Consider the following 25,097-nt stretch of genomic DNA (forward strand, 5'->3'; position numbering starts at 1 on the left):
CGTCACATGTTGCCTGTAGTCGGCCCGTCGATCTTGCCTTTGCATGGGCGCGAACCCAGGTCCAGCCGCTCGGCGATGCCCTGCGGGCCGATATCTCCGGCACGATTGATGAGCACCACGACAGTTCGCCGCAGGGCGGGGACGTGACGCAGGTATCCCGTGAAGCCAGCCGTTCCCCCGCCATGCCCCACCACCTGGCCGCCGTCAGCCAATTCCCAGCCAGCGCCCCAGCCGGCCGTAGTACCGTCGGCAAGCGGCGTGTTGCGCCACATCTCGCGCAGAAGGTCGTCGGGCAATAGCTCGCCTTGGTCCAGTGCGACGGCGAAACGAGTCATGTCGTCGATGCTGGCGAGCAGCCCTCCGGCGGCCCAGGCAGAGCCGGGGGCGGTGGTGGGCGGGTCGAGCCAGCGGCCATCCTGGTAGAGGTGTCCTTGGGCAATGATGCGACGGTCGTCGGCGCGACGCGGTCCGGCGTCGCGCATATCCAACGGGTCCAGGATTTCGTCCCGCAGGAACTGCCAGTAGTCCGCGCCAGTCACCCGCTCAATGGCGAGCCCGAGCAGGATGTAGTTGGTGTTGGAATAGGCGTGTCGGGTTCCCGGTGCAAAGTCCAGAGGCGCCTGCGCGACCATCGCCAATAATTCCCTGGGCGTGGGATCCGTCGGCATCAATTCGAGAAAGTTTCCCTCGTTGAGGTAGTTCGGGACGCCGGACGTATGGCTGAGCAGCCGGGACAGGGAAATCGGCTCCCATGCCGTCGGCAGGGCATCCACGTAGCGGCCGATGGGAGCCTGTATATCAAGCAGCCCACGACGCCGAAGCCGGAATACCAGCAGGGCAGTAAATACCTTGGTGATGGAACCTATTTCGAACACCGTGTTGCGCTCGACCCGCGCACCGCTGGCATCGTTGCGCAGTCCTGCCGTGGCCATTTCGGTTATCCGCCCCCGGTCCACCACGACCGCGGCCATTCCCGGCTGGCGCTCGGCCTCGAGAAGGAGGGCCAAGGATTTGCAGTTCTCCGGTTGTCGGCCGCCTCCACGGGCACCAGGCACGATAAGTCCGGCACCTGCGGCGAGCAGCGCGGTACACAAGTGGCGTCGTGTCGGATCGTTCTGCATCGGCGGTGTGCTGTTGGTTCCGTAGTCGGCGATGGTAGAGCGGCAAAGGAGGCTTCGGCTACCCGAAGGACCGGAAAATCAATGTCCGGTACTCCGGCGACGGCGACCACAACTTCTCCAACTGGCGTGAGTTGGTGTCGCTGGAGCGGGTCAGCACGTAGGCCGCGTGCCGCCCATCCGTCGCCTGGGTTCGGGCCGCAGTTTCATGCTGGATACCGAATGCATGTCGTCGCTCGTGGTTGACATCATGGGAGCTGTCATCTCCTCCGACGAGGCGGGCTGACCAGCCAGGGCGAAAGTCGCACAGCCGACACCCGACCGGTACTCGCGTGCGGCGAACCGGGATGACGGACACTGGCCAGGTCCGGGAATCCGCTGGGCATCCGCGTGGCGACCGGCTACGCTTCCCGCATCGTCGGCGGCACCCGCGGACCATCCCGGCACGCACCACGACGAAGCGGACGGTCGGCAGACGTTCGCTAAGGAAGAGACGCGGATGGATTTCCTCAAGCTGCTCAAATCGCTGGAAGAGTTCCTCTACGAGGTAATCGCCTGGCTGGTGTTCTTCCCGCTCACGCTGTGGAGGGTGGCGCGCCACCCGCAACGGATGGCGCGCTACGCGGAGACCGAGTTGAGGGACAAGCTGGAGAAGCAGTTCGACGACGCACTGAGTCCGCCGCTGTTCCTGATGCTGGCCATCCTGGCCGCGCATGTGCTCGAACTCATTCTGCATCAGCGAGTGCAGGCGACTAGCGAACTGTCCCGCCAGGTAGTGGGCAACGAACAGGGCCTGTTGCTGTTCCGCACCCTGACTTTCGCACTGTGGCCCTTGCTGATGGCCATCCACTGCCAGCGGCGGCGTGGGCAGCGACTGGACCGCGAAAGCCTGCGGCGTCCGTTCTACGCGCAGTGCTACCTGGCGGCGCCCTTCGCCATAACCGTGTCGATGGCGATGCAATTGGTAATCAAGCCGGGCGTGACGTCCACCCGGATCGGCTGGGCGTTGGCTGCCGTTGCGGCGGTCTGGTACCTGTGCGTGCAGGCGCGCTGGCTGCGCGACACTCTGCGGGCAAACTGGTGGAGCAGTGGGCTATCGGCGCTTGGGGTGCTGGTGCTGGGCGGCATCATCAACCTGACTATCGGCGCAGTGCTAGTCCTGAATTGAGTCCTTCACCCCGCGTGGACGCGCGCGGGGAGTTCCCGGATGGCTGATAAACGATCAAAGGAAATCAGGCCTTCCGAGGGTTTCTAAAGCAGAGCGATCCAGTGCTCCCGGTCACCCTGCGTCCGATCAGAGTTGGCTGGCCATAGCTGGCTGGAGGTCACGGAAGGCGAGCAGGACGCCCCACTAGTCCCTAGGATCAGTGCCACGTTTGGCCAATGCACTCGTCGGCCGATGGCCGCCAGCAAGGCACCACTGCCTCCAGCACCAATCTGTGACGCCAGAACCATCTTGCGAAGTGTTGTGTCTGGGCGAACTCGATATCATCCTGTCACGCTGTACGGCCTACTATCCAACCGGAGGGATTAATCATGCGCGTCAGCCTGCTTGCAGTGTGTCTTGTTGCCACCATGCCTTTCTCGGCACTCGCGCAGACTGCACCCCCGGACGTGGCGGACCTGGTAGGAGCTCGAGCTGCCGGCGGTGAGACCCAACTGCTGTCCCGCGGCTATGAGCTGCGTGATTCGAGTACTGTGCGTGACCAGCGTTTTACTTTCTGGTGGAGCGCGAAGCGCAGCCAGTGCATCTCGGTATCCACCTCCGAAGGACGCTATGCCTCCATTCAAGCGGTTCCAGGTGCGAACTGCGGAGGTACAGGGTCGGCAGAGCCGGCAGATGTATCCGCCCAACAGGACCCGAACTCCCTGGTTCTGGTCTGCTACGGGGCGGGAACCCGGCCCGTCGCCAAGACAGAGCAAACCTATAGCTGGGACCACAAGGACAACAAGTGGAAGGAAGGGAATTCGGTGGTCAGCAGCGCGCAAGGCTTCAATAGCGACGTTCAAATCGAACTGTATGGCGACCATGGTCGAATCCACTTGGGACAAGGACTTGTGCCTCCGATTAATTCGGGGGGCGACCATGGCTGGTGGGAACTGGACAACCTGCAAGTTGGCGAAGACCGGATTACGGCGGGCTACCGTTTGAATGGTATGAACAAGCCGCGCGTGACCGTGAACCGGAATTCGGGGCAAATCATCATCGAAGGCGGAACGAAGTTCTCTGGTCAGTGCGATATCGGGAACTTCGGAAAAGGCCAGCGGCGTTTCTAGTCGCGGTCGTTCTGCTTTAGTGGAGGCCGGCCGTTCTCTAGAGCGCGGCTCGCTGCTAGCCAAGTGACGCAGATCCGTTTCTAGCGTGATCTGCTGATCAATCTAGCAACTTGCTAGATCACTAACCAACCAGATGACGAATATGCTCCGCGTACCTTCTTGTCGAAGAGCAAGCGGTGGATGCATCAGTTCGATGCTTTCGTAGAAGCAAGACGCGGCGACCTCCGTAGGATTGCTTATGCAACCCAGGGCGAAATGGAGGCAGATGACCTCATCCAAGAGGCATGGGTGGTGGCAATCGAAATCGGCGATGGCATGGAGGAGCCGTTCGACTTCTCCAACCTGGAGCACCAGGAACATCTCATCGCCAAGATGTACGTCCGGTTCGTAAAGTACGCGGACAAGACGGTCCGGTACGCCATGAAGTTGGACCGTGGCTGGGACCAGCCTGAAGAAGAGTCCGCGGGCGGTGCCCTCTCCAAAGTCCTCTCGGGGCCGGAATCCGACGACCCCTTGGTGGCCCCAAACCCCACTGATAGGGTGGGACTGGGCCTCCACACGAGGGGTAGGCAAGGTCTGCAATGGAACCCATCCGCCTCTCCTCGTGGACTTCCTTTAGTGGGATTGGGTCCAGTCCCACACAAAGTAGATAGGTGGGGCGAAGCATAGGCTTGGCGCCAGAGGCTACCTCGGCAACGTCACATGGCCATGCTCCGTGGTTCAAGCGCGGTCAGACGCGCCGCGATGACCGAATGTCGAAGGTGGGGCACCGAAACAGGGTGTCTGTTTGGGCAGAGGCAAGGAATTTTCCTATGGCAACCAAAGCCATGCCGCGACCAAAGAAAAAGGGCCTGCATTTCTGCAGGCCCCTGAAATGGTGGCCGGGGAGGGAATCGAACCCCCGACACAGGGATTTTCAATCCCTTGCTCTACCAACTGAGCTACCCGGCCAGGTTTTATCGCTTTGCGGCTACGTGGCCGGTGCGAGCCGCGCATAATACGGGAAGGGCGGGCGGACTGGCAAGCCGGACGATGGCTGAACGTGCCAGGGACGCGCCCGCGCCGGCGGTCGGCGGCTGGTGCATGATGCTGCCGGGAAGAGAAAAAACGTCGACCCGACCGGGAGTTACGCCATGAAACGTCTGTTCCTGCTGTGTGCCCTGGCCGCGCTCAGCGCGTGCGCCACCACCAAGATGAGTTCCACCGAACGCCTTGCCCTGTACCGCGAGCATGCCGCCGCGCCGGTCAAGGATTTCAGTTATTTCGGCAGCCTCAACGGCTGGCAGCCGCTGGGTGATTCCGCGCTGGCCGTCTGGACCAAACCCAATGAAGCCTACCTGCTGGATCTGGCCGGCCCCTGTCCGGATCTGGAGTTCGCGCCGGCCATCAGCATCAGCAGCATGATGGGGCGGGTGACCAACTTCGACCGCGTGCGCCCGCTGGGCGGTGGCAGCGGGATGATGCGGATGTCCTGCCGGATCAAGACCATCAGCCCGCTGGACCTGAAGTCGCTGAAGGCGGCAGAGAAGGAAATGCGCGAGGCGAAGATCGAGGCGCGCCAGGAAGGCGAGCCGGCCAACTAGTCGGCCATTGGTCCGGTCCACGAAAAAGGCGGGGATATCCCCGCCTTTTTTCATGCTTCCGGCACGTAGCCGGCCGGTTTGTCGGCGCCGCCGCCGAACAGGAACTTCTCCAGTTCCGCTTCCAGGAAGGCGCGGTGTTTCGGGTCGCGCGGCGACAACCGGTTCTCGTTGATCAGCATGGTCTGGTGGGCGAGCCAGGCCGCCCAGGCCGCCTTGCCGATGTGGGCGAACACGCGCTTGCCGAGTTCGCCGGGGTAGGGCACGAAATCCAGGCCCTCGGTTTCGCGCTTTTCGTATTCGCAGTAAACGGTGCGTGCCATGTAGGTGTGTGGATGTATCTTCGTCGTCGTGGGCGACAGGATAGCCGGTTCCCGCCGTAATGACGGTCGGAACGCGGGTTCAGACCGTGGTCAGCAGCTTGCGGATCGGTGCCGGCAGGCCGATCCGGGCCAATTCGTCACGTGCCACCCAGCGCAGATCGGCACCGTCGCGTACCGGCGCCCGTGGTGCGAGTCCGCGCCAGCGCAGCGGATGCATGCGCAGGCGATAGTGGCTGAACACATGCGGCAGTTCCGGCAGAGCCTCGGCGCGGTCGTAGTCGCCCTGCAGATGGGCATCGAACCAGTGCCGCGCTGCATCGTGATCGTCGGCCTCGGGCAGTGACCACAGCGAAGCCCAGATGCCGGTCGGGGGGCGCCGTTGCAGCAATACCTGGCCGTCGTCGTTTTCGGCCAGCAGCATGATCGCGATGCGTTCGGGCAGCGGCTTGCCGGGTTTGGAGGTCGGCAGTTCGTCGACCTGTCCGTCGCGCAGTGCCACGCAGTCCACGTGCACCGGGCAGAGCATGCAGGCGGGATCGTGGCGCGTGCACAGGGTGGCGCCCAGATCCATCTGTGCCTGGGTGTAGTCGGCCATGCGGCCTGCCGGCAGATGGGCGGCGGCGAATTGCCACAGCTGCTTTTCCACCGCGGGGGTCCCCGGCCAGCCGGTGACGCCGTGGTAGCGCGAGAGCACGCGTTTGACGTTGCCGTCCAGGATCGGGAAGCGGTCGCCCCAGGCCTGCGAGAGGATCGCGCCGGCGGTGCTGCGGCCGATGCCGGGCAGCGCGAGCAGGGCGTCGAAATCGCGCGGCAGGTCGCCGCCGTGCTGCTCCACACAGATGCGCGCGGCCGCGTGCAGGTTGCGGGCGCGGGCGTAGTAGCCCAGGCCGGACCACTGCGCCAGCACTTCATCGAGCGTGGCGGTGCCCAGATCCTTCAGGGTCGGAAAGGCTTCCAGGAAGCGGGCGAAGTAGGGAATCACCGTCTTCACCTGGGTTTGCTGGAGCATGATTTCCGACAGCCATACGCGGTAGGGCGTCCGTGGATGCAACCAGGGCAGGTCGTGGCGGCCGGACTGGTCGAACCAGGCCAGCAGGTGGTCGGCGAAACGGTCTTCGGTGGTGCTGGTCATGGCGCGGATTCGGGGGCGGGCAGGGCCGGATCGTCCAGCTGCAGATCCACGCCCTCCAGGGTGGCGCCGGACACTTCCAGGCGGGGGGCGGTGAAGCGGCCGCTCAGCGGCGGCAGCGGCGAGCCACCACCGGCCTGCAGCGCATGCAGCCAGTCCATGACTTCGAACAGCCGGAAGCGGGCGTCGAAGCGGGCGTCTTCGCGTTGCAGGCGCAGGTGCGCGATGTCCGCCAGGTCGGTGGTGCCGCGATAGGCCAGCGCGAAGGGAAGCGCGGAGGTCGAGCGTCCCAGCGGCGGCGGCAACGCCGGCCATGCGTCCGGCCAGCCCGCCAATCGTCCGCGCCAGTCGAGCAGCAGGCCGTCTTCCAGGCCGAGTTCACCGGCGGCGTCCAGCGAGGGCATGGCCCCTTGCCCGCGCAGGGCGAACGCGGCCGGGCGCAGGCGCAGACCATCGGCGAACTCCAGTGGTCCGGCCACGCCGAGCGCGAACGACTGCCGGGTCGCGCCCGCGAGGTAGTGCGCGCTGGCGCCGAGCACGGCGCGTTCCAGGCGCGATTCGGCCTGGCGCAGGTAGGCGGACAGGCGCAGCCTGGCCGGCAGCCGCCAATCCTTGCCCGCCGGCGTGGCCTGCCCGGCGACGCCCAGTCCGCCATCCTCGCCCAGCCGGCGCAGATGGAAGGCCAGATCCAGCGGTGCTTGCAGTTCGCCGCCCCGATAGTGCGCCTGCACCTGGCCGCGCAGGGGCTGTCCGGCTTCCAGGCGGGGAATGCGCAGGTCGATGCGTTCTAGCGACCAGTCATCGCCGCGGATCCGACCGCCGTCGACGCGTACGCCATCGGTGAGCGTGGGGATGCGCGTCTCACCCGCAGGGCGTCGCGACAGCCATGACTGCAGCGCAGCCAGATCGAGGACCGGCGCGTCCAGCTCCAGCCGCACCGCGGTCAGCTCGCGGCCACGCGCGCGCAGCGTTGACCAGGGCACCGAGATGAAGACGCGGTCCGCGGTCAGCAGGGGCGTGGCGGCGCCCGGTTCCCGCACGGTCACGCCGCGGACGATCAACTGCGGCGTGCCACGCAGGCGGTATTCGCCAACGCCGGATGCGGAAATTTCCAGGCCCAGCGCATTGCCGGCCATGCCCAGCAGCGCCGGCGCCAGCCGCTGCGGTTGCAACAGCCAGTGCAGCAGGCCGATGCCTGCGAGCAGCAGGACCGCCAGCGACAGCAGCGCCAGCCTGCGGCGCCGGCTCACGCGCCCAGCGTTTCCGGCAGCAGCGCGTCAACGAAGGCTTCGGCGTCGAACACCCGCAGATCCTCGGAACGTTCGCCGATGCCGGCGAACCGGATCGGGATGCCGAACTCGCGTGCGAGCGCGAACACCACGCCTCCCTTGGCGGTGCCGTCCAGCTTGGTCACCACCAGCCCGGTGATGTTCACCGCGGCGTGGAACTGGCGCAGCTGCGACAGCGCGTTCTGGCCGGTGGTGCCGTCGATGACCAGCAGCACTTCGTGCGGCGCGGCCGGATCCAGTTTCTGCAGCACGCGCTTGATCTTGCCCAGTTCCGCCATCAGGCCCTGCTGGGTGTGCAGGCGTCCGGCGGTATCGGCGATCAGCACTTCGGTACCGCGCGCCTGCGCGGCCTGCAGGGCGTCGAACGCGACCGAGGCCGCGTCCGCGTTCTGTCCCTGCGCCACCACCGGCACGCCGTTGCGTTCGCCCCAGGTCTGCAACTGCGCCACAGCGGCGGCGCGGAAGGTATCGCCGGCGGCCAGCATCAGGTTGCGGCCTTCGTCCTTGAAGCGGCGCGCCAGCTTGCCGATGGTGGTGGTCTTGCCGACGCCGTTGACGCCGACCGTGAGCAACACGAAGGGCCGAATGTTCCGCGGGATCTCCAGCGGTTTGGCCACCGGCGCCAGCATCGCGATCAGGTCCGTCCGCAGCGCGGCCAGCAGTGCGCGGGCGTCGGCGAACTCGCGCGCCTTCATGCGCTTGCGCAGGCCCTCGACCAGCGCGGTGGTGGCGGGCACGCCGACGTCGGCGGTCAGCAGCGCGGTCTCGATTTCATCCAGCAGGTCGTCGTCCAGGCGCGGGTTGCGCGAGAACAGGCCGCCCAGGCCACGGGCAAAGCTGGTGTTGCGCAGGCGCTCGCGCCAGCCCGGCTTGCCGGCGGGGGCGGCGGGGGCAGCGGGGGCGGCGGGCGGCTCGGTTCCGGATGCGACGGTAGCGGCGGGGGCGACGACCGTCGGGGCGGAAGCCGGCACGGGTGCCTCGAACACGGCCGGTGCGGGCGATGCGGCGGCATCGTCCTGCGAAACGGGGTGGGAAGTGTCGGAAACGGGATTTTGGGGCGCCGGGCGCTGCGTCTCGGGCAGGCTCGCGGGCGCGTCAGGCTTCTTGCGTCGGAACCAGCTGACCATGACACGGGCAATCGCGGAGAATGGGCGCCATGGTATCACCCGCCCCCTTTCCGCCCCGATGAAACCCGGCCGCACGCCGCCCGCGCGCGGTCCACGCGCCGCGCCCCCGGCCGGCAGCGTCCGCATCATCGGCGGACGCTGGCGCAATACCCGCCTGGCGGTGCCGGATCGGCCCGGGCTGCGTCCGTCTTCCGATCGCGTCCGCGAGACCCTGTTCAACTGGCTGATGCCGAAACTCGCCGGCGCCCGCGTGCTGGATGCGTTCGCCGGCAGCGGCGCGCTCGGGCTGGAAGCGGTTTCGCGAGGTGCGGCGCAGGCGGTGCTGGTCGAGCGTGACGCCGGCCTGGCCGAGGCGTTGCGGCAGGCGGTGGAGCGGCTGGGGGCCGCGTCGCAGGTGCGGGTGGAGGGCGCCGACGCCCTGGCGTGGCTGGCGAACGCGCCCGGAGAGCCGTTCGACATCGTGTTCCTGGATCCGCCCTTCGCCGATGGCCTGTGGGACGCTGCGTTGCGGGCACTGCCGCGGCACCTTTCCGGTGACGCCTGGGTATACGTGGAATCCCCGCGGGAACAGGCACTCGCGGTACCGCCGGACTGGCGACCGCACCGCGATGGCCAGACCCGCGACGTCCGCTACGCGCTCTATCGGGTTCCCGGCGGGCAGGGCGCTGCTACACTGCGCGGCGACTCCCATCGACCCGATTCCGAATGAGCGTGTCCCGTACCCGTACCGCGGTTTATCCCGGCACGTTCGACCCGATCACCAACGGGCACATCGACCTGATCGATCGCGCCGCGCCGCTGTTCGAGCGCCTGATCATCGGCGTGGCGGAAAGCCCCGGGAAGGGGCCGGCGTTGCCGCTGGAGCTGAGGGTGGAACTGGCCCGCAAGGCGGTGGCCCACCATCCGCATGTGGAAGTGCGCGGATTCGATGGATTGCTTGCCCACTTCGTCAAGGAAATCGGCGGCGGCGTGCTGTTGCGCGGCCTGCGCGCGGTCTCGGACTTCGAATACGAATTCCAGCTGGCCAGCATGAACCGCCATCTGATTCCCGAGGTGGAAACCCTGTTCCTCACCCCCGCCGAGCAGTACGGCTTCATCTCGTCCTCGCTGGTGCGCGAAATCTCGCGTCTGGGCGGGGATGTGTCCGGTTTCGTCACCGCCGACGTGGCCGCCGCCATGAAGGCCCAGTGGCGGCGCACCTGAACCGCGTGCTTTTGTGGCACGATCCTTCCTACATCGACTTATTGAGGGGACAGAACCATGACCAACATCGCCACACGACTGCTGCTGATTGCCTGCCTGGTCGTGCCGTTCGCCGCGTGCAAGAAGGAAGAGGCCAAGCCGGTCGAGGCCGCCGAGGCACCGCTGGTCGTTCCCGCCAAGGACGATGACGCCGGCTGGCGCACCTATCTGTCCGAGGTGGTGACCCGCAACATGGGCACCATCACCAACACCCCGTTCCTGTACTACCTCCCGCCGGAATCGGATCCGGAGTTCCAGGCCAAGTACGATCGTTCGCTGGAACAGGCCAAGAACGCGATCGCGCGCGGCATCGTCGGCGGCAACCTGCTGGCGTTCGGTTCCTCCGCTTCCACCCGCATGGCGGATCTGGTGGTCGCTTCGTTCCAGGGCGTCGAACCCGACACCATGAAGGGCGTGCGCGTGGTCTTCATCGGCGAAGCCGCCGACGGCGAGCGCGTCAAGGCGGCCGTGGCCCCGGCCGGCGTGGACTACGTCTTCGTCGAAGCCAAGTAACAGGCTCCGCGCGTGGNCCACGCCTTTGCGGGGGCATCGCGCCCCCGCGAAAGCGGGGCTCCCGGAATCGAGAAGTCCCCCGCAATGTCACTCAAGATCAACGAACTCTGCGTCAACTGCGATGTCTGCGAGCCCGCCTGTCCCAACCAGGCCATCTCGATGGGCGAGACGATCTACGTGATCGATCCGGCGCGCTGCACCGAGTGCGTCGGCCATCATGACGAACCGCAATGTGTCGTCGTCTGCCCGGTGGAGTGCATCGACCCCGATCCGGCGTATCCTGAGACCCAGGAGCAGCTGCTGGCCAAGTTGCGCCGGCTGCAAGGCGGCTGACGCGGGAGGGCCGCCAACAGGTACCCGTCAGGAGATGTCGTGAAAGCACGTCGAGTCACCGCGCTACTGTTTGCGCTTTCCCTTTTCGTTCCCGCGCTGCATGCCGCCGATGCCGGCGACGCCGGCCAGCGCGTCGCCAACGCGGCGACCCATCCGCCCGGATCGGCCATTGCCAGCGCGCATGCGCTGGCGACTGAAGCCGGCTTCGAAATCCTGCACGCCGGCGGCAACGCCTTCGACGCGGCGGTCGCGGTATCGTCGGTGCTGTCCGTGGTCGAACCGATCAGCTCGGGCATCGGCGGTGGCGGCTTCTTCCTGCTGCACGATGCGCGGACCGGCAAGGACGTGTTCGTCGATGCGCGCGAGACCGCGCCGGCCGCCGCCACGCCGGAGGCCTATCTGCTGGCGAACGGCGAGTTCAATCGCGATCGCGCCGAGAACGGTCCCTGGGCCGCCGGCATTCCCGGCCTGCCCGCCGCGCTGGTCCACCTGGCGAAGAACTACGGCAAGCTGCCGCTTGAGACCTCGCTCGGCCCCGCCATCCGCATCGCCAGCGATGGCTTTCCTGTCTATGGCCGGCTGGCGCGTGGCTATGCCTCGCGCCGCGAGGTGATGGAACGTTTCCCGGGTACCCGCGCGGTGTTCCTGGCCGATGGTGATCCGCCCAAGGAAGGCGAAATCCTCAAGCAGCCCGACCTGGCCCGCACGCTGCAATTGCTGGCCGAGCGCGGCCACGACGGTTTCTACAAGGGCGAGATCGCGGGCAAGCTGATCAAGGGCGTGAAGGCCGAAGGCGGTCGCTGGACCGCCGGCGAACTGGCCGCCTACCAGGTGCGCGAGCGCGAACCGCTGAAGTTCAAGTATCGCGACTGGCAGATCACCACCGCGCCACCGCCATCCTCCGGTGGCGTGGCGGTGGCGCAGATGCTGCAGATCCTGGAAGGCTGGGACCTGGCGAAGCTCGATGAAACGCACCGCACCCACCTGACGGTGGAGGCGATGCGCCGTGCCTTCCGCGATCGCACCTTCTACCTGGGCGATCCCGATTTCGTCGAGATTCCGTTGAAGACGCTGACCAGCCGCGACTACGCCGCCGGTCTGCGCGCGACCATCAATCCGGACAAGGCCACGCCGAGCAACCTGTTTTCGGGCCAACCCACGCCACTGGAAGACGAGGAAACCACCCATTTCTCGATCATCGACGCCGAGGGCAACCGGGTCGCGGCCACCCAGACGGTCAACCTGCTGTTCGGCTCGGGCCTGATTCCGCCCGGCACCGGCGTGCTGCTCAACAACGAGATGGACGATTTCGCGCTCAAGCCCGGCACGCCGAATGCCTTCGGCGTGATGGGCTTCGATGCCAACGCGCCCAAGCCGGGCAAGCGCATGCTCAGTTCGATGACGCCCAGTTTCATGGAGTCGCCGGATCGCATCGCCGTGCTGGGCACGCCCGGCGGCAGCCGCATCATCACAATGGTCCTGCTGGGCATGCTCGGCTACGACCAGGGGCTGGGCGCGCAACAGGTCGCCGCGCTGCCGCGCTTCCATCACCAATGGCTGCCGGACGTGATTTCCGCCGAAAGCGGCGCGTTCAGCCCGCAGGTGGCCGAGGCACTGCGGGCAATGGGCCACCAGGTCGATCTGCCCGGCGACACCGCCGCCGGCGGTCGCGGTTCCAGCCACGTCTGGGGCAACTTGCAGACCGTGCTGTGGGATCGCAAGGCCAACACCCTCACCGGTGGCGCGGATCCACGCAATCCGGTGGGCAAGGCGGAAGTCGAACCGGGCGAAGCCTCCACGCGCTGAGAAGGATCCCGTCCGTAGAGCGGAGCTTGCTCCGCTGCTGGGCGGGCTGGAGACCACCCAGCCGAGCAAGCTCGGCTCTACACGCGCACCGGCGTACAATCGGTGCCATGAAACTCTGGTCCATTCTCGGCAATTCCCAGAAGCTCGACGGCGGCGCGATGTTCGGCAACGCGCCGCGCGCGATGTGGTCCAAATGGCTGGCGCCCGACGAACAGAACCGGGTGCCGCTGGCCTGCCGCGCGCTGCTAGCGAGTCCGCTCAATGGCAAGACGGTGTTGTTCGAAACCGGCATCGGCGCGTTCTTCGATCCGAAGATGCGCGAGCGTTTCGGCGTACAGGAGGAGCGGCATGTCCTGCTGGACTCGCTGCGCGAAGCCGGCTTCGGCCACGACGACATCGACGTGGTGGTGCTGAGCCATCTGCATTTCGACCACGCCGGTGGACTGTTGGCGCCGTGGAGCGAAGGCCAGGCACCGGAACTGTTGTTTCCCAACGCCACCTTCGTGGTCGGCAAGGCGCACTGGCAGCGGGCGCTGAAGCCGCATCCGCGCGATCGCGCGAGCTTCATTCCCGAGTTGCAGGGATTGCTGGAGGCCAGCGGCCGGCTCGAGCTCGTGGACGGCGAACATTCGCGCGCACTGGGCGACAGCGTGCGCTTCAGTTTCAGCGACGGCCACACGCCGGGGCTGATGCTGGCCGAGATCGTGGGGCCGGAACGGGTGGAGGGCGTTCCGCATGGCGGCGTCGTGTTCTGCGCGGACCTCATCCCGGGACGCTCGTGGGTGCACGTGCCGATCACGATGGGCTACGACCGCAACGCGGAATTGCTGATCGACGAGAAGCGCGTATTCCTGGAAGACAAACTCGCACGCAACGTGCACCTGTTTTTCACCCACGATCCGGACTGCGCGCTGGCCCAGGTCACTCGCGACGAACGCGGCAAGTTCGGTGTGGCGCACGAATTGCCGGAGTTGCGCGCCCGCCCGTTGGCCGCATGACGTAGAGCGGAGCTTGCTCCGCTTCGCGCGAGAAGCAGGTCATGAAGGAGCCGGGCAAGCCCGGCTCTACGTGGTTGACGTCATCCGTAGGGATCCCGCTACAACGCGCAACGTTTGAATCCGACACGTCGATGGAGCTTGTTCCGACGGCGGCGATGAGGCGACCACGCCATGCTTCGGTCATGGCAAGTCCAGCATTGAACAAGGGAAGATGGTCGGAGAAGGGCGCGTACTACGTCGTCACCGTGGTGACGGCCAGCCGGACGCCCTGGTTCCGCGAGCCTCGGCCGGCGCATTGCATTGCAGGCGAATTGAAGCGTTGCGAGGACGAAGAGCGGCTCAGGTCGTTGGCCTGGGTGGTGATGCCCGATCATGTGCACTGGTTGTTCGAGCTTGGTGACGGCTCCATCAGTCAATGTCTGCAGGCATTCAAATCACGCAGTGCACGCGCGGTCAACGAAATCGTCGGGCGCGCGGGACCTGTCTGGCAGGCGGGTTTCCATGATCACCGGGTGCGCAGTCATGAAGACTTGCGTTCGCAGGCGCGCTACATCGTTCGCAACCCATTGCGCCGTGGTTTGGTGGAACGACTGGATCACTATCCGCACTGGTATTGCGAATGGCCCGTTGACGCGTAGAGCGGAGCTCGCTCCGCTTCGGGCTTGGTGGAGATCTCGAGGAGCCGAGCAAGCTCGGCTCTACACGGGCTGTAGAGCGGAGCTTGCTCCGCTTCGGGCTTGGTGGAGATCTCGAGGAGCCGAGCAAGCTCGGCTCTACGCGGGTTGTGGAGCGGAGCTTGCTCCGCTCCGGGCGTGCCAGACATCCTGAGCAGCCGAGCAAGCTCGGCTCTACGCGGGTTGTAGAGCGGAGCTTGCTCCGCTTCGGACGTGCCAGGCATCCGGAGCAGCCGAGCAAGCTCGGCTCTACGCGGGTTGTAGAGCGGAGCTTGCTCCGCTTCGGACGTGGTGGAGATCTCGAGCAGCCGAGCAAGCTCGGCTCTACGCGGGCTGTAGAGCGGAGCTTGCTCCGCTCCGGACGTGCCGGAAATCCGGGGCACGATGCAAATCCGGGAAAATCCGCCGCAGCCTGGGCTTCGGCTCAGCCCACGCGGGTGCCGAAGATCCGATCACCGGCGTCGCCTAGGCCAGGCAGGATGTAACCCTTGTCGTTCAGATGGTTGTCGATGGCGGCGGTATAGACCTCGACGTCGGGGTGGGCCGCTTCCAGCGCGGCCAGCCCCTCGGGCGCGGCAACCAGGAAGATGCCCTTGATGCGTTTGGCGCCGGCGCGCTTGAGCATGTCGATGGTGGCGATGAGGGTGCCGCCGGTGGCCAGCATCGGATCCAGGATGAGCGCGTCACGCTCGTCCAGGCGACCGGTCAGGCGTTCGAAGTAGGGCACCGGTTGCAGGGTCTCCTCGTCGCGCTGCAGGCCGACCACGCTGACCTTGGCGGCGGGAATCAGCGCCAGTACGCCGGGCAGCATGCCCAGGCCGGCGCGCAGGATGGGCACCAGGGTGATCTTGGCGCCGGCGATCTTGCGTACCTGGACCGGTCCGGCCCAGCCCGGCATGGTCGCTTCCTCGGTTTCCAGATCCGCGGTGGCCTCGTAGGCCAGCAGGGTGCCCAGTTCGGTCACCAGTTCGCGGAAGCCCTTGGTACTGAGCGAGGCGTCGCGCAGCAGGCCGATCTTGTGCTGGACGAGGGGGTGGCGGACTTCGACGGTCTTCATGGCGGCCTGCGGCGATGACGGGTGGCGAAAGTCTGCATCAAACCCGCCCGTCCCACAAAAAAGAAGCCGGCTTGCGCCGGCTTCCACGGGACGCGGGGAGGGCCGCGCTCAGAACGCCCAGCGCATGACCAACTGATAGCTCGGGCCGGCCTCCTCGGTTTCCAGCTCGTACTCGTCGTAGTCGCGATCGATCTGGTCGGCCTGGTTGTCGAACTTGTGGAAGAACTCGTCCTTGGAGGCGTCCAGCAGGTTGGCGGCGGTCAGGCGCATCGACATGGTCTTGCCGAAGCGCTTCTCCACGAACACTTCCAGATCGTCGCCGTACTTGACGGTCACTTCCTCGGCCAGGATGCGGCTGAAGGCGTCGCCCTGCTTGCGATAGGTGGCGCCGAAGCTGGCACCGAGCGACGGCAGGTCCTGGATGAAGCCGACGTTGTAGACACTCTTGGCCTGGTCGTTGAAGCGGCGCTCGCCGATGAAATCGGTGACCTTGCTGTTGAGGTAGGAGTAGTTGAGGAACACGCCGGTGTTCGGCATGCCCAGCGCGGTCAACGGGGTCGACAGATCGAACTCGACGCCATAGACCTTGCCGTCGCCGACGTTGGCCGAGGTGAACAGCCAGCTTTCGGCGTCGAACTGGAAATCGTCCTCGGTCGCGCCGGGATTCTCCGCCAGGAATTCCTCCAGGTCCTCGGCGTACTTGTCCTGCGCGTCCTCGCTCAGTTCGCCGGTGTTGACCAGTTCGATCAGGTTCTTCACATCGCGGTAGAAGAAGTTCAAGCCCACCACGCCATGCTTGCCGAGGCGACGCTCGAAGCCAAGGTCGATGCCGTTGGCGGTTTCCGGGTCGAGTTCCGGATTGCCGATGTAATCGTTGTCGCCGTACTCGCCGTCCAGCAGGGCGGGAATCAGCTCGTTGAAGTTCGGGCGCTTCACGCTCTTGGCCAGCGACAGGCTGATGCGGGTGGCTTCATCCAGATCCCACTTCAGGTGCAGCGAGGGCAACAGTTCGTTGTAGTCCTTGCTGGCGGATCCGGCGACGTCGCCGTCCTCCTGGTAGCGGATGTCCGAACGGGTGGTTTCGTAGCGCAGGCCGGCTTCCCAGGAGAACGCCTGGCCCTTGCCCGAAAGCATCAGGTAGGGGTCGACACGGGTTTCCTCGATCAGCGAGCCGATGACGCCGTCTGGTTCATAGGCCACCGGGTCGCCTTCATTCTCTGCTTCCCAGGCGTAGTTGGTGTAGGTGACGTCGCGTTTCTTGCGCCGCCAGTCCACGCCGAATTCGAGTTCGGCGCCGCCCGCCGGGCGCTTGTGCGCGATCTTGAAGCTGGTCTCGGTGTCCTTGGCGTCCACGGCCTGGGATTCGGCTTCGGAAGCGTCCCATTCGCCGTTCACGTACTCGTGCTTTTCCTCGCTGACGGCGCTGTCGTCCTCGAAGCGCGCGTAATCGAGGTCGAACTCGGTGGTGCCGCCGGCCATGTCGAACCTGTACCCGGTGCCGATACCCCAGTTGCGCTGGTCGATCGGATTCAAGCCGGGCACGCGGGAGTCGATGACGTCTTCGTCGTCGTACTCCACTTCATGGGAGACCTCGGTGACGTCGCGGTCGGTCTTGACGTAGAAGCCGTCGATGCTGATGCGACCGGTCTCGCCGACGTCGGCGGTGTACGACACGTTGGCCGAGTAGTCGCGGCCGTCCTTGACCTCGGTCTGGTCTTCCCAGCTCACCAGTTCCTGCCGGGACGGGTCGGCGAAGCGGTCCGAGCGCTTGACCTTGGAGCGGTAGCGGTCCTGCACGTTGATGCCGGCGAGCAGGCGGCCGCCCAGCGCGTCGACGCTGGTCACCGCGCCGAAGGTCGGGTTCACCTCGCCGTCGTACCAGCGATTGACGCCGATGCGCAGGTAGCTGCCGTCGAACACGTAGGCGTCGCGCAGGACGATGTTGATGGTGCCGGCGATGGCGTCGCCGCTGCGGTTGGCGCTGTTGCTGCGCAGGATTTCGATGTGGTCGACCATTTCCGCCGGGATGCGGTCCACCCAGAACGAGCGATCGTCACCGGCGCCGGGCACCTTCTTGCCGTTGATCAACACCTGGGTGTAGCCGGCGGCCATGCCACGCATCATCGCGCCGTCGAATTCCATGATGTCCGAGCCGACGAAGGTCACGCCGGGCACGCGCTTGAGCATGTCGCCCACGGTGTTCGGCTCGAAACGCTGGAAGTACTCCAGGTCGTAGGACAGGGTGGGGGAGATGTCGTCGGTGCGGTTGCGGTAGGCGATTTCGCCCTGGACGACGATGGTGTCCAGTTGCTTGGGGTCCTCCGCCGGCACGGCGGACGCGCCGCCACCGCCATCGGGCATGGCCTGCGCTCGCGCCAGCGGGATGGCACTGATCATGCCGGCGCAGAGCAATGCCTGTGACAGGCCGATGGCCAGGGCGGTGCGTTTCATCGTCGTGTTTTCCCCGTGTGAAGATAAACGGCGATTTCTACGGGGCTTAGATGGCGGCAATATGACCATCAGATGGCACGTCGGCGAACCTTCGACGATGCAACCAAAACGTCATAATCGATGCGTAGAACATTGCGGTTTGTTGACCGTCAACCGCTCCAGGGGATAACGCATGTCGCACCGCTTGAACGCAATGGCCAGCCTGCTGGCGATCCTGTCCATGGCCGGCTGCGCCGGCGTCGCGCCGACGGTGGCCGACCGCGAGCCGGACGAGAACGTGGAAAAGGATCCGCTGCTGAGCGAAGCGAAGATCCCGCACGTGGTGGTGCCCGAGGCTTTCCTGACCGCCGACACGCCGGCCGACAACGTCGACTCGCCGGCCAGTTGGCGCTCGCCGGACGGCAAGCGCTGGCTGATCGCCACCGCCAAGGCGACGGATCAGCTGATCGTCTATGACGGTGTCAGCGGCGAACGCCTGCGCACGGTCGGGGGGCCGGGCACGGGTGCCGGCCAGCTCCAGCGTCCCAACGGCATCGCCGTGATTGACGATCTGGTGCTGGTGGTCGAGCGCGACAACCATCGCGTGCAACTGTTCCAGCTGCCGGGATTCCAGCCGCTGCTCAGTTTCGGCGCCGAGGACCTGAAGCAGCCCTATGGCCTGTGGGTTCGCCCGCAGAAGGACAGCTACGAGGTCATCGTCAGCGACAACTACATGTCGCCGCAGAACGAGGACCTGCCGCCGCCGCTGGCGGAGCTGGATCGCCGGTTCAAGCGCTACCAGCTGCGGCGCGTGCCGCAGGGCTGGGCGGCGACATTGACGGGCACCTTCGGCGACACCTCCGAAGCCGGCGCGATCCGGATCGCCGAGTCGGTGTTCGGCGATATCGCCAACGATCGCCTGCTGCTGGCGGAAGAGGACGTCGCCACCGGCACCCGCCTGCGCGAGTACGGCCTGGACGGTCGCTATCGCGGCCGCGACATCGGCGCCGACCTGTTCAGGGCGCAGGCCGAGGGCATGGCGCTGGCGCAGTGCGCGGGTGGCACGGGCTTCTGGATCGCCACCGATCAGTTCAAGGACCGCAGCGTGTTCCATGTGTTCGATCGCCTCAGCCTGGAACACCTGGGTGCCTTCACCGGCGAGCGCACCGCCAACACCGACGGCGTGTGGCTCGATCAGACCGTCGACAAGCGCTTCCCGGAAGGCGTGTTCTACGCGGTGGATGACGACAAGGCCGTCGCCGCGTTCGACTGGCAGGCGATTGCGCGGGCGCTGAAGCTGCCCGCCTGCAAGCCGGCGCAATGAGCCGCGCGGTCGTCCTGCTTGCGGGATTGATGGCCGCATCGCTGGCGCAGGCCGGCGATACGGTGGTCCACCCGTTCCTGGCCGCGCAATCGCCGAAGGTGCCGGAAGAAGCGGTGCTGGCGGTGGAAATACCGGCCGGCAGTTTCACCAAGTACGAGATCAACGAAGAAGGATTGCTGTTCGTCGATCGTTTCCAGTCTATGCCGGTGGCCTATCCGGCCAACTACGGTTCGATGCCGCGCACCCTGGCAGGGGATGGGGATCCCCTGGATGCGCTGGTGTTGACCCGCGAGCCGCTGCATCCCGGCGTGCTGATCCGGTTCCGGCCGATTGGCGTGCTGCGGATGGTCGATGACGGCAAGACCGACGAGAAGATCATCGGCGTGCCGACGGACAAGGTGGATCCCACCTACGCCGGCATCCGTGATCTCGCCGACCTGCCCGCCATCGAGCGCGATCGCATCGAGGCGTTCTTCCGTGTGTACAAGGATTTGCCCAGGGGGCGCAATCCGGTCCGGTTGAACGGCTATGGCGACGCCGCCGAGGCCAGGGCGTTGATCCAGGCGGTGATGGTGCGGTTCAACGAGGCGAAGCGCACGCCGTAGCGCCGGACTTGCCGGCGCGGGATGGTGGGGAGCCCGGGCAGTGGAGCAAGCTCCGCTCTACGCGAACCGCGCGCAAAAAAGGCGGACACCGCCAGGGGTGTCCGCCCACGAGGAAAAACGCGATCCGGGAGGATCAGGCCGCCGCGGCCTGGGTGTTGCGCGGACCTTCCTGCAGCGCGCGGCCGACCATCGACACCAGCAGTTCCAGTTCCTCGGCACCCATCGCGAAATGCGGGGTGAAGCGCAGCGAGTTGGCGCCGCCGTGGATGACGTTGATGCCGTGCTGGCGCAGCCATTCCTCGGTGGAGTTGGCGCCGTAGCACTTGAATTGCGGGGCCAGTTCGCAGGAGAACAGCAGACCGGTGCCCTGCACCTTGGTGATCAGGCCGCCCAGTTCGTCCTTCAGTTTCTCGAGGCGGGCGACCGCGTCGACGCCGCGGGCGCGGATGTTCTCGCGGACCTGCGGGGTCAGCTGTTCCAGGGTGGCGCAGGCCACGTCGAGCGCGCGTGGATTGGTGGTCATGGTGTTGCCGTAGACGCCTTTGCGGTACAGGCCGGCGGCGCGTTCGCTGACCGCCAGCACCGACAGCGGGTACTGCGCGGCGTTGAGCGCCTTGGAGTAGGTCTCCATGTCCGGCGCGTCCAGGCCTTCGAAACCGGGGTAGTCGACGATCGACAGTACGCCGTGGGCGCGCAGGCCGGCCTGGATGGAGTCGACCAGGAACAGGCTGCCGTGCTGGCGGGTCAGCTCGCGCGCGGCGGCGTAGAACGCCGGCGGCACCGAGCGGCCCGGATCGCCTTCGCCCATCACCGGCTCCAGGAACACCGCCTCGATGAACCAGCCCTTGGTTTCGGCGTCGGCGAACGCCCGCTTGAGCGCCTCGACGTCGTAGGGCTCGATGGCGATCAGCGAATCCTCGCCACGGTAGCTGGCCAGGTGCTGCTGGTAGGTCTTTCGCGAAGAGTCCGAATACAGGGCCGGACGCTCGGTGCGGCCATGGAAGCTGCCCTTCACGACCACGCGCTTGACCGCGCGACCTTCGTGGCGGGCGCCCGGGTCGGTCTGCAGCTTGGTGTTGATGTCGGCGATGCGGGCGGCCAGGCCGACCGACTCGGAGCCCGAGTTCAGGCACAGGAACTTCGCGTACGGACAACCGCCGCGGGTCTGGCCGATTTCCTTGCGCAGGGCGCGGTCGAAGCGCAACTGCGACAGGCTCGGGGTCATGATGTTGGCCATCACCTGCGGCCGCGCCATCGCCGCCAGGATCGGCTCGGGGGTATGGCCGAAGCCGAGCATGCCATAGCCGCCGGCGTCGTACAGCACCGCGCCGTTGAGGGTCACCACCCACGGACCGCGCGCGGCCAGCGCCACGTACGGGTTGACCGCGTCGTCCGGATAGAAGTTGACGTAGCCGGCCTGGACGGCGCGCAGCTGCGCTTCCTCGTCCAGATCCAGCAGCTCGGCGAATTCGTCCTTCAGGCGGGCGTGTTCGGCGGCGGCGGCCTCGATGGCCGCGACCAGGGCCGGCTGGCTGGCGGCGAAACGCTCGAGGGTGGCGTCGTCCAGTCCGGTGGTCAGGCGCTTGCCCGCATGGGCGCGGAGGGGGGCGAGCAGGTCGAGGAGGGCCATGGTGTTCTCCGGAAAGGATGGCAAACCTCTATTATGTGGATAAATTCGTCGTTTGACAGTTATGATTTGCACGAATTTTCTGTAGATTTCGTCGAATCGACGAGGCGAGTGCCCTGAAATGAAGATCTCCGCGACCGACCAGTTGCTGCTCAGCCTGTTGCGCGACAACGCGCGCGCCTCGACCGCCCAGATCGCGCGCCGGCTCAATCTGTCGCGAACGACGGTGCAGAGCCGGATCGAGCGGCTGGAACGCGAGGGCGTCATCAGCGGCTATACCGTGCGGGTGCACGATGACTACGAGCGCGGGCACATCCGCGCGCACATCATGATCACCGTGCATCCCAAGCAGATGACCTCGGTGGTCGCCTCCCTGCGCGCGATGCCCGAGGTGCGCCTGCTGCAGTCGGTCAGCGGCGCCTACGATCTGATCGCGGTGGGCGTGGTGCCATCGGTGGACGGCATGGATCTGCTGACCGATCGGATCGGCGCGATTGACGGCGTCGAGCGCACCACCTCGTCGATCGTGCTGTCGACCAAGTTCGAGCGCTGAACGGCGGCGCGGGCCGGGCAGGGGACGCAAACGCCCGTGGCGACCGGCTCCCTTACAATGGCGGGCTTCCCGAGCCGTCCCCCTGTGAAGAAATCCGATTTCCATTTCGACCTGCCCGAGGCCTTGATCGCCCAGGCGCCGCTGCCGGAGCGTTCGGCCAGCCGCCTGCTGGTGGTGCCACCGGGCGACGCCGCCTTCGCCGATCGCCAGGTCCGCGATCTGCCGGAATGGCTGGCGCCGGGCGATCTGCTGGTGTTCAACGACACCCGGGTGATTCCGGCCCGGCTATTCGGCCAGAAGGAGACCGGCGGGCGGGTCGAAATCCTGATCGAGCGCCTGTTGCCTGACAACGAGGCGCGGGCGCAGGTGGGTGCCAGCAAGTCGCCCAAGCCCGGTAGCAGGATTGCCCTGGACGCCGGCGGCGAGGCCGAGGTGCTGGGCCGGGACGGCGAGTTCTACCGCCTGCGCTTCCACGTGACCGCGGCGCTGGAAAGCTGGCTGCTGCAGGCTGGCCGCCTGCCGCTGCCGCCGTACATCCAGCGCGAAGCGGGGAAGGACGACGACGAGCGCTACCAGACCGTGTTCGCGCGCGAGCCGGGCGCGGTCGCCGCACCGACCGCCGGCCTGCATTTCGACGAGCCGCTGCTGGCGGCGCTGCACGAACGCGGCGTCGAATTCGGCCACGTCACCCTGCACGTGGGCGCCGGCACCTTCCAGCCGGTGCGGGTGGATGACGTCCGCCAGCACCAGATGCACAGCGAATGGCTGAACGTCGGTGCGGCGCTGATCGAACGCATCCAGGCCACCCGCGCCCGCGGCGGGCGGGTGATCGCGGTGGGCACCACCGTGGTGCGCGCGCTGGAATCGGCGATGCGCGATGGTCAACTGCAACCGTTCGCCGGCGAGACCCGCATCTTCATCTTCCCCGGTTATCGCATCCGCAGCGTGGACGCGATGATCACCAATTTCCACCTGCCGGAGAGCACCCTGCTGATGCTGGTTTCGGCGTTCGCCGGCAAGGAACGCGTGTTCGCCGCCTATGAGCACGCGGTGCGCGAACGCTATCGCTTCTTTTCCTACGGCGACGCGATGCTGCTGTTTCCGTCCATATGATTCCTGCAGGAGCGACGTCAGTCGCGACGATGATGTTTCCGATGTGCTCAAGCCATCGCGACTGACGTCGCTCCCACACCAAAGATTGCAATCCGGCTTTCCTTCTTCCAGTCCCGCCCTCCCATGTCCCGACTCCAGTTCCAGCTCGACACCACCGACGGCAACGCCCGCCGCGGCCGCCTGACCTTTCCGCGCGGCACGGTGGAGACACCGGCCTTCATGCCGGTGGGAACGTATGGCTCGGTCAAGGGCATCCTGCCGGACCAGATCGAGGCGCTGGGCGCGGAGATCATCCTCGGCAATACCTTCCACCTCTACCTGCGCCCGGGCCTGGAGGTCATCGCCCAGCACGGCGGCCTGCACGGCTTCGCGCGCTGGAGCCGGCCCATCCTCACCGACTCCGGCGGCTTCCAGGTGTTCTCGCTGGCGCACCGCCGCAAGATCACCGAACAGGGCGTGACCTTCGCCTCGCCGGTGGATGGCAGCAAGGTGTTCCTCGGTCCCGAGGAGAGCATGCGCATCCAGAAGGTGCTGGACTCGGACATCGTGATGATCTTCGACGAGTGCACCCCGTATCCGGCGACCGAGGAAGTCGCGCGCAAGTCGATGGAACTGAGCCTGCGCTGGGCCGAGCGCAGCAAGCGCGCGCACGAGGGCAACGACGCGGCGCTGTTCGGCATCGTCCAGGGCGGCGTGCACGAGCTGTTGCGCGAGCGTTCCGCGGCGGGGCTGCAGGCGATTGGTTTCGATGGTTACGCCATCGGCGGGCTGGCGGTCGGCGAGCCGGAGGAGGAGCGCAACCGCATCCTCGAACACATGCATCCGATCCTGCCGCAGGACCGCCCGCGCTACCTGATGGGCGTGGGCCGGCCGGAGGACCTGGTGGAGGGCGTGGCGCGCGGGGTGGACATGTTCGATTGCGTGATGCCGACCCGCAACGCCCGCAACGGCCATTATTTCACCTCGTTCGGCACCGTGCGCATCCGCAACGCCAAGTACGAGAAGGACATGCAGCCGATCGAGCCGGGCTGCGGCTGCCATGCCTGCCGCAACGGCTTCACCCGCTCGTACCTGCGCCACCTGGACCGCTGCAACGAGATGCTGGCGCCGATGCTCGGTACCCTGCACAACCTCTGGTACTACGAAAAACTGATGGCCGACATCCGCGCCGCCATCGAACAGGGCCGCTTCGGCGACTTCCGCCAGGCGTTCTATGCCGCCCGCGGGGCGGAAGCCCCCCGATAACCGCGATCGCGTAGAGCCGAGCTTGCTCGGCTTGGCGGGATGCCTGGATGAGGAGGAAGAGCAGCGGAGCAAGCTCCGCTCTACGCGGGGCGAGCGGCGCTTGCCTATCAGCAACTGCGCTCCGGTAACCCCAATCTTGTAGAGTCGAGCTTGCTCGGCTTGGCGGGAAGCCCGGGTGAGGGGAAGAGCAGCGGGGCAAGCTCCGCTCTACAGGGTGATGCGGAACCTTTCCGGGCCGGGACGGTCTTCACACCGTCCCGGCGAAGCCCGCCGGGTCCGGCGCGGCGCCGGGACGGGGATGCCTGCCGCGTGGCATAATTCCCGGCTGCTTTCGCATAAGAACGGATAACTCCATGAATCTGCTCGATTTTCTGATCGCCCCGGCGCATGCACAGGCCGCCGGCGCTCCCCAGGGTGGCCTGGGTGGTTTCGGCCTGCTGATGCCGATCATCCTGATTGCCATCATGTACTTCCTGATGATCCGCCCGCAGATGAAGCGTGCGAAGGAACATCGGGCCATGCTGGAAAAGCTCTCGCGCGGCGACGAGGTCATCACCACCGGTGGCATCGCCGGCACCATCACCGACATCGGCGACAACTTCATCACCATCGAAGTGGCCGACAACGTGCGGGTGCGCGTGCAGAAGGCCGCCGTGGGCAATGTCCTGCCCAAGGGCACCCTGAAGTCCGCCTGATTTTCCCTTCCGACCATCGTTGAGCGCGCACCCGGGACG

The 25,097-nt window shown here is 66.3% G+C and carries 25 protein-coding genes and 1 tRNA gene; 17 read left to right on the top strand and 9 right to left on the bottom strand.

Annotated elements, in window-relative coordinates; all coding sequences use genetic code 11:
• Positions 1-2: 2 nt before the first annotated feature.
• Entirely contained in the window at positions 3-1,007 is a 1,005-nt protein-coding gene (locus ACTJI2_RS03035) for a serine hydrolase domain-containing protein (protein WP_440841050.1), read from the bottom strand.
• Positions 1,008-1,617: 610 nt separating this feature from the next.
• Here ACTJI2_RS03035 and ACTJI2_RS03040 point away from each other — a divergent pair.
• From ACTJI2_RS03040 to ACTJI2_RS03050, 3 genes are all read left to right on the top strand, one after another.
• Entirely contained in the window at positions 1,618-2,286 is a 669-nt protein-coding gene (locus ACTJI2_RS03040) for a hypothetical protein (protein WP_318288709.1), read from the top strand.
• Positions 2,287-2,654: 368 nt separating this feature from the next.
• Positions 2,655-3,395 carry a hypothetical protein gene (locus ACTJI2_RS03045; RefSeq protein WP_440841052.1) on the top strand — a complete coding sequence of 247 codons (741 nt, stop codon included), beginning with the start codon at positions 2,655-2,657 and terminating at the stop codon, positions 3,393-3,395.
• 180 nt (positions 3,396-3,575) lie between these two features.
• Positions 3,576-4,064, top strand: coding sequence for a hypothetical protein (locus tag ACTJI2_RS03050; RefSeq protein ID WP_318288711.1), 489 nt, complete (start codon positions 3,576-3,578; stop codon positions 4,062-4,064).
• A 206-nt stretch (positions 4,065-4,270) separates the two neighbouring features.
• On the opposite strand, the gene ACTJI2_RS03055 is transcribed toward ACTJI2_RS03050, so the two are convergent.
• Positions 4,271-4,346, bottom strand: a tRNA-Phe gene (locus tag ACTJI2_RS03055).
• Between the two features lie 182 nt (positions 4,347-4,528).
• Between ACTJI2_RS03055 and ACTJI2_RS03060 the strand changes: the two genes are divergently transcribed.
• A complete protein-coding gene (locus ACTJI2_RS03060) occupies positions 4,529-4,978 on the top strand; it encodes a DUF6491 family protein (protein ID WP_183643396.1) in 450 nt (149 codons plus the stop codon).
• Between the two features lie 50 nt (positions 4,979-5,028).
• Here the strand turns inward: ACTJI2_RS03060 and ACTJI2_RS03065 are convergent, their stop codons facing one another.
• From ACTJI2_RS03065 to ftsY, 4 genes are all read right to left on the bottom strand, one after another.
• Entirely contained in the window at positions 5,029-5,298 is a 270-nt protein-coding gene (locus tag ACTJI2_RS03065) for an oxidative damage protection protein (RefSeq protein WP_183643393.1), read from the bottom strand.
• 79 nt (positions 5,299-5,377) lie between these two features.
• Positions 5,378-6,430: an A/G-specific adenine glycosylase gene (gene mutY, locus ACTJI2_RS03070; RefSeq protein WP_440841055.1), complete on the bottom strand. Its 1,053-nt coding sequence runs from the start codon at positions 6,428-6,430 to the stop codon at positions 5,378-5,380.
• On the bottom strand, positions 6,427-7,677 hold the full coding sequence (locus ACTJI2_RS03075; protein ID WP_440841056.1) for a hypothetical protein: 1,251 nt from the start codon (positions 7,675-7,677) through the stop codon (positions 6,427-6,429). The genes mutY and ACTJI2_RS03075 overlap by 4 nt, the downstream gene beginning before the upstream one ends.
• A complete protein-coding gene (gene ftsY / locus ACTJI2_RS03080; RefSeq protein ID WP_440841058.1) occupies positions 7,674-8,972 on the bottom strand; it encodes a signal recognition particle-docking protein FtsY in 1,299 nt (432 codons plus the stop codon). Before ftsY ends, ACTJI2_RS03075 begins: the two co-directional genes overlap by 4 nt.
• Between ftsY and rsmD the strand changes: the two genes are divergently transcribed.
• The 7 genes from rsmD to ACTJI2_RS03115 all read left to right on the top strand — a co-directional run bounded on the left by rsmD (position 8,902) and on the right by ACTJI2_RS03115 (position 14,373).
• Complete coding sequence (gene rsmD, locus ACTJI2_RS03085) at positions 8,902-9,552, top strand: 16S rRNA (guanine(966)-N(2))-methyltransferase RsmD (protein WP_440841059.1); 651 nt, start codon at positions 8,902-8,904, stop codon at positions 9,550-9,552. The two genes, ftsY and rsmD, sit on opposite strands and share 71 nt — an antisense overlap.
• A complete protein-coding gene (gene coaD / locus ACTJI2_RS03090) occupies positions 9,549-10,046 on the top strand; it encodes a pantetheine-phosphate adenylyltransferase (protein ID WP_183643378.1) in 498 nt (165 codons plus the stop codon). The genes rsmD and coaD overlap by 4 nt, the downstream gene beginning before the upstream one ends.
• A 57-nt stretch (positions 10,047-10,103) precedes the next feature.
• Positions 10,104-10,598, top strand: a complete 495-nt coding sequence (locus ACTJI2_RS03095; protein ID WP_183643375.1) for a hypothetical protein — start codon at positions 10,104-10,106, stop codon at positions 10,596-10,598.
• An 84-nt stretch (positions 10,599-10,682) separates the two neighbouring features.
• Complete coding sequence (locus ACTJI2_RS03100; protein ID WP_141453636.1) at positions 10,683-10,931, top strand: YfhL family 4Fe-4S dicluster ferredoxin; 249 nt, start codon at positions 10,683-10,685, stop codon at positions 10,929-10,931.
• 39 nt (positions 10,932-10,970) lie between these two features.
• Complete coding sequence (gene ggt, locus ACTJI2_RS03105; protein ID WP_440841060.1) at positions 10,971-12,737, top strand: gamma-glutamyltransferase; 1,767 nt, start codon at positions 10,971-10,973, stop codon at positions 12,735-12,737.
• A 107-nt stretch (positions 12,738-12,844) separates the two neighbouring features.
• Complete coding sequence (locus ACTJI2_RS03110) at positions 12,845-13,735, top strand: MBL fold metallo-hydrolase (protein WP_440841062.1); 891 nt, start codon at positions 12,845-12,847, stop codon at positions 13,733-13,735.
• A gap of 41 nt (positions 13,736-13,776) precedes the next feature.
• Positions 13,777-14,373 carry an REP-associated tyrosine transposase gene (locus ACTJI2_RS03115; RefSeq protein ID WP_440841063.1) on the top strand — a complete coding sequence of 199 codons (597 nt, stop codon included), beginning with the start codon at positions 13,777-13,779 and terminating at the stop codon, positions 14,371-14,373.
• 460 nt (positions 14,374-14,833) lie between these two features.
• Here the strand turns inward: ACTJI2_RS03115 and upp are convergent, their stop codons facing one another.
• Positions 14,834-15,466: a uracil phosphoribosyltransferase gene (gene upp, locus ACTJI2_RS03120; protein WP_183643367.1), complete on the bottom strand. Its 633-nt coding sequence runs from the start codon at positions 15,464-15,466 to the stop codon at positions 14,834-14,836.
• Positions 15,467-15,574: 108 nt separating this feature from the next.
• Complete coding sequence (locus tag ACTJI2_RS03125; RefSeq protein ID WP_440841066.1) at positions 15,575-17,917, bottom strand: TonB-dependent receptor plug domain-containing protein; 2,343 nt, start codon at positions 17,915-17,917, stop codon at positions 15,575-15,577.
• A gap of 172 nt (positions 17,918-18,089) precedes the next feature.
• On the opposite strand from ACTJI2_RS03125, the gene ACTJI2_RS03130 reads away from it, so the two are divergent.
• Together ACTJI2_RS03130 and ACTJI2_RS03135 are read left to right on the top strand one after the other, a co-directional pair.
• Positions 18,090-19,220: a phytase gene (locus tag ACTJI2_RS03130; protein ID WP_440841067.1), complete on the top strand. Its 1,131-nt coding sequence runs from the start codon at positions 18,090-18,092 to the stop codon at positions 19,218-19,220.
• Positions 19,217-19,825, top strand: coding sequence for an inorganic diphosphatase (locus ACTJI2_RS03135; RefSeq protein WP_183643361.1), 609 nt, complete (start codon positions 19,217-19,219; stop codon positions 19,823-19,825). Before ACTJI2_RS03130 ends, ACTJI2_RS03135 begins: the two co-directional genes overlap by 4 nt.
• A gap of 133 nt (positions 19,826-19,958) precedes the next feature.
• Here ACTJI2_RS03135 and ACTJI2_RS03140 read toward each other — a convergent pair whose 3' ends face one another.
• Positions 19,959-21,455, bottom strand: coding sequence for an aminotransferase class III-fold pyridoxal phosphate-dependent enzyme (locus ACTJI2_RS03140; RefSeq protein WP_440841068.1), 1,497 nt, complete (start codon positions 21,453-21,455; stop codon positions 19,959-19,961).
• A gap of 118 nt (positions 21,456-21,573) precedes the next feature.
• On the opposite strand from ACTJI2_RS03140, the gene ACTJI2_RS03145 reads away from it, so the two are divergent.
• The 4 genes from ACTJI2_RS03145 (at position 21,574) to yajC (ending at position 25,058) form a co-directional block, all read left to right on the top strand.
• The gene (locus tag ACTJI2_RS03145) at positions 21,574-22,005 is read left to right on the top strand and encodes an Lrp/AsnC family transcriptional regulator (protein ID WP_141453627.1); all 432 of its coding nucleotides are present in this window, start codon (positions 21,574-21,576) and stop codon (positions 22,003-22,005) included.
• 84 nt (positions 22,006-22,089) lie between these two features.
• A complete protein-coding gene (gene queA / locus ACTJI2_RS03150; protein WP_440841069.1) occupies positions 22,090-23,118 on the top strand; it encodes a tRNA preQ1(34) S-adenosylmethionine ribosyltransferase-isomerase QueA in 1,029 nt (342 codons plus the stop codon).
• Positions 23,119-23,241: 123 nt separating this feature from the next.
• Positions 23,242-24,363, top strand: coding sequence for a tRNA guanosine(34) transglycosylase Tgt (tgt, locus tag ACTJI2_RS03155; RefSeq protein ID WP_440841070.1), 1,122 nt, complete (start codon positions 23,242-23,244; stop codon positions 24,361-24,363).
• 353 nt (positions 24,364-24,716) lie between these two features.
• A complete protein-coding gene (gene yajC, locus ACTJI2_RS03160; RefSeq protein WP_183643346.1) occupies positions 24,717-25,058 on the top strand; it encodes a preprotein translocase subunit YajC in 342 nt (113 codons plus the stop codon).
• Positions 25,059-25,097: the final 39 nt, after the last annotated feature.

Source organism: Pseudoxanthomonas sp. 22568 (assembly GCF_052044485.1).
In the GTDB taxonomy this organism is placed as follows: domain Bacteria; phylum Pseudomonadota; class Gammaproteobacteria; order Xanthomonadales; family Xanthomonadaceae; genus Pseudoxanthomonas_A; species Pseudoxanthomonas_A beigongshangi.

What these genes read in the sequence shown, in the direction of transcription:
- ACTJI2_RS03040 (WP_318288709.1), top strand. Translation starts at nt 1,618, where the DNA reads ATGGATTTCCTCAAGCTGCTCAAATCGCTGGAAGAGTTCCTCTACGAG.
- ACTJI2_RS03115 (WP_440841063.1), top strand. Translation starts at nt 13,777, where the DNA reads ATGAAGGAGCCGGGCAAGCCCGGCTCTACGTGGTTGACGTCATCCGTA.
- ACTJI2_RS03145 (WP_141453627.1), top strand. Translation starts at nt 21,574, where the DNA reads ATGAAGATCTCCGCGACCGACCAGTTGCTGCTCAGCCTGTTGCGCGAC.
- rsmD (WP_440841059.1), top strand. Translation starts at nt 8,902, where the DNA reads ATGAAACCCGGCCGCACGCCGCCCGCGCGCGGTCCACGCGCCGCGCCC.
- ACTJI2_RS03140 (WP_440841068.1), bottom strand. Translation starts at nt 21,455, where the DNA reads ATGGCCCTCCTCGACCTGCTCGCCCCCCTCCGCGCCCATGCGGGCAAG.
- ACTJI2_RS03060 (WP_183643396.1), top strand. Translation starts at nt 4,529, where the DNA reads ATGAAACGTCTGTTCCTGCTGTGTGCCCTGGCCGCGCTCAGCGCGTGC.
- ACTJI2_RS03125 (WP_440841066.1), bottom strand. Translation starts at nt 17,917, where the DNA reads ATGAAACGCACCGCCCTGGCCATCGGCCTGTCACAGGCATTGCTCTGC.
- ACTJI2_RS03065 (WP_183643393.1), bottom strand. Translation starts at nt 5,298, where the DNA reads ATGGCACGCACCGTTTACTGCGAATACGAAAAGCGCGAAACCGAGGGC.
- ACTJI2_RS03100 (WP_141453636.1), top strand. Translation starts at nt 10,683, where the DNA reads ATGTCACTCAAGATCAACGAACTCTGCGTCAACTGCGATGTCTGCGAG.
- coaD (WP_183643378.1), top strand. Translation starts at nt 9,549, where the DNA reads ATGAGCGTGTCCCGTACCCGTACCGCGGTTTATCCCGGCACGTTCGAC.
- ACTJI2_RS03130 (WP_440841067.1), top strand. Translation starts at nt 18,090, where the DNA reads ATGTCGCACCGCTTGAACGCAATGGCCAGCCTGCTGGCGATCCTGTCC.
- upp (WP_183643367.1), bottom strand. Translation starts at nt 15,466, where the DNA reads ATGAAGACCGTCGAAGTCCGCCACCCCCTCGTCCAGCACAAGATCGGC.
- yajC (WP_183643346.1), top strand. Translation starts at nt 24,717, where the DNA reads ATGAATCTGCTCGATTTTCTGATCGCCCCGGCGCATGCACAGGCCGCC.
- ACTJI2_RS03050 (WP_318288711.1), top strand. Translation starts at nt 3,576, where the DNA reads ATGCATCAGTTCGATGCTTTCGTAGAAGCAAGACGCGGCGACCTCCGT.
- ACTJI2_RS03110 (WP_440841062.1), top strand. Translation starts at nt 12,845, where the DNA reads ATGAAACTCTGGTCCATTCTCGGCAATTCCCAGAAGCTCGACGGCGGC.
- tgt (WP_440841070.1), top strand. Translation starts at nt 23,242, where the DNA reads ATGTCCCGACTCCAGTTCCAGCTCGACACCACCGACGGCAACGCCCGC.
- mutY (WP_440841055.1), bottom strand. Translation starts at nt 6,430, where the DNA reads ATGACCAGCACCACCGAAGACCGTTTCGCCGACCACCTGCTGGCCTGG.
- ftsY (WP_440841058.1), bottom strand. Translation starts at nt 8,972, where the DNA reads ATGATGCGGACGCTGCCGGCCGGGGGCGCGGCGCGTGGACCGCGCGCG.
- ACTJI2_RS03135 (WP_183643361.1), top strand. Translation starts at nt 19,217, where the DNA reads ATGAGCCGCGCGGTCGTCCTGCTTGCGGGATTGATGGCCGCATCGCTG.
- ACTJI2_RS03095 (WP_183643375.1), top strand. Translation starts at nt 10,104, where the DNA reads ATGACCAACATCGCCACACGACTGCTGCTGATTGCCTGCCTGGTCGTG.
- ACTJI2_RS03045 (WP_440841052.1), top strand. Translation starts at nt 2,655, where the DNA reads ATGCGCGTCAGCCTGCTTGCAGTGTGTCTTGTTGCCACCATGCCTTTC.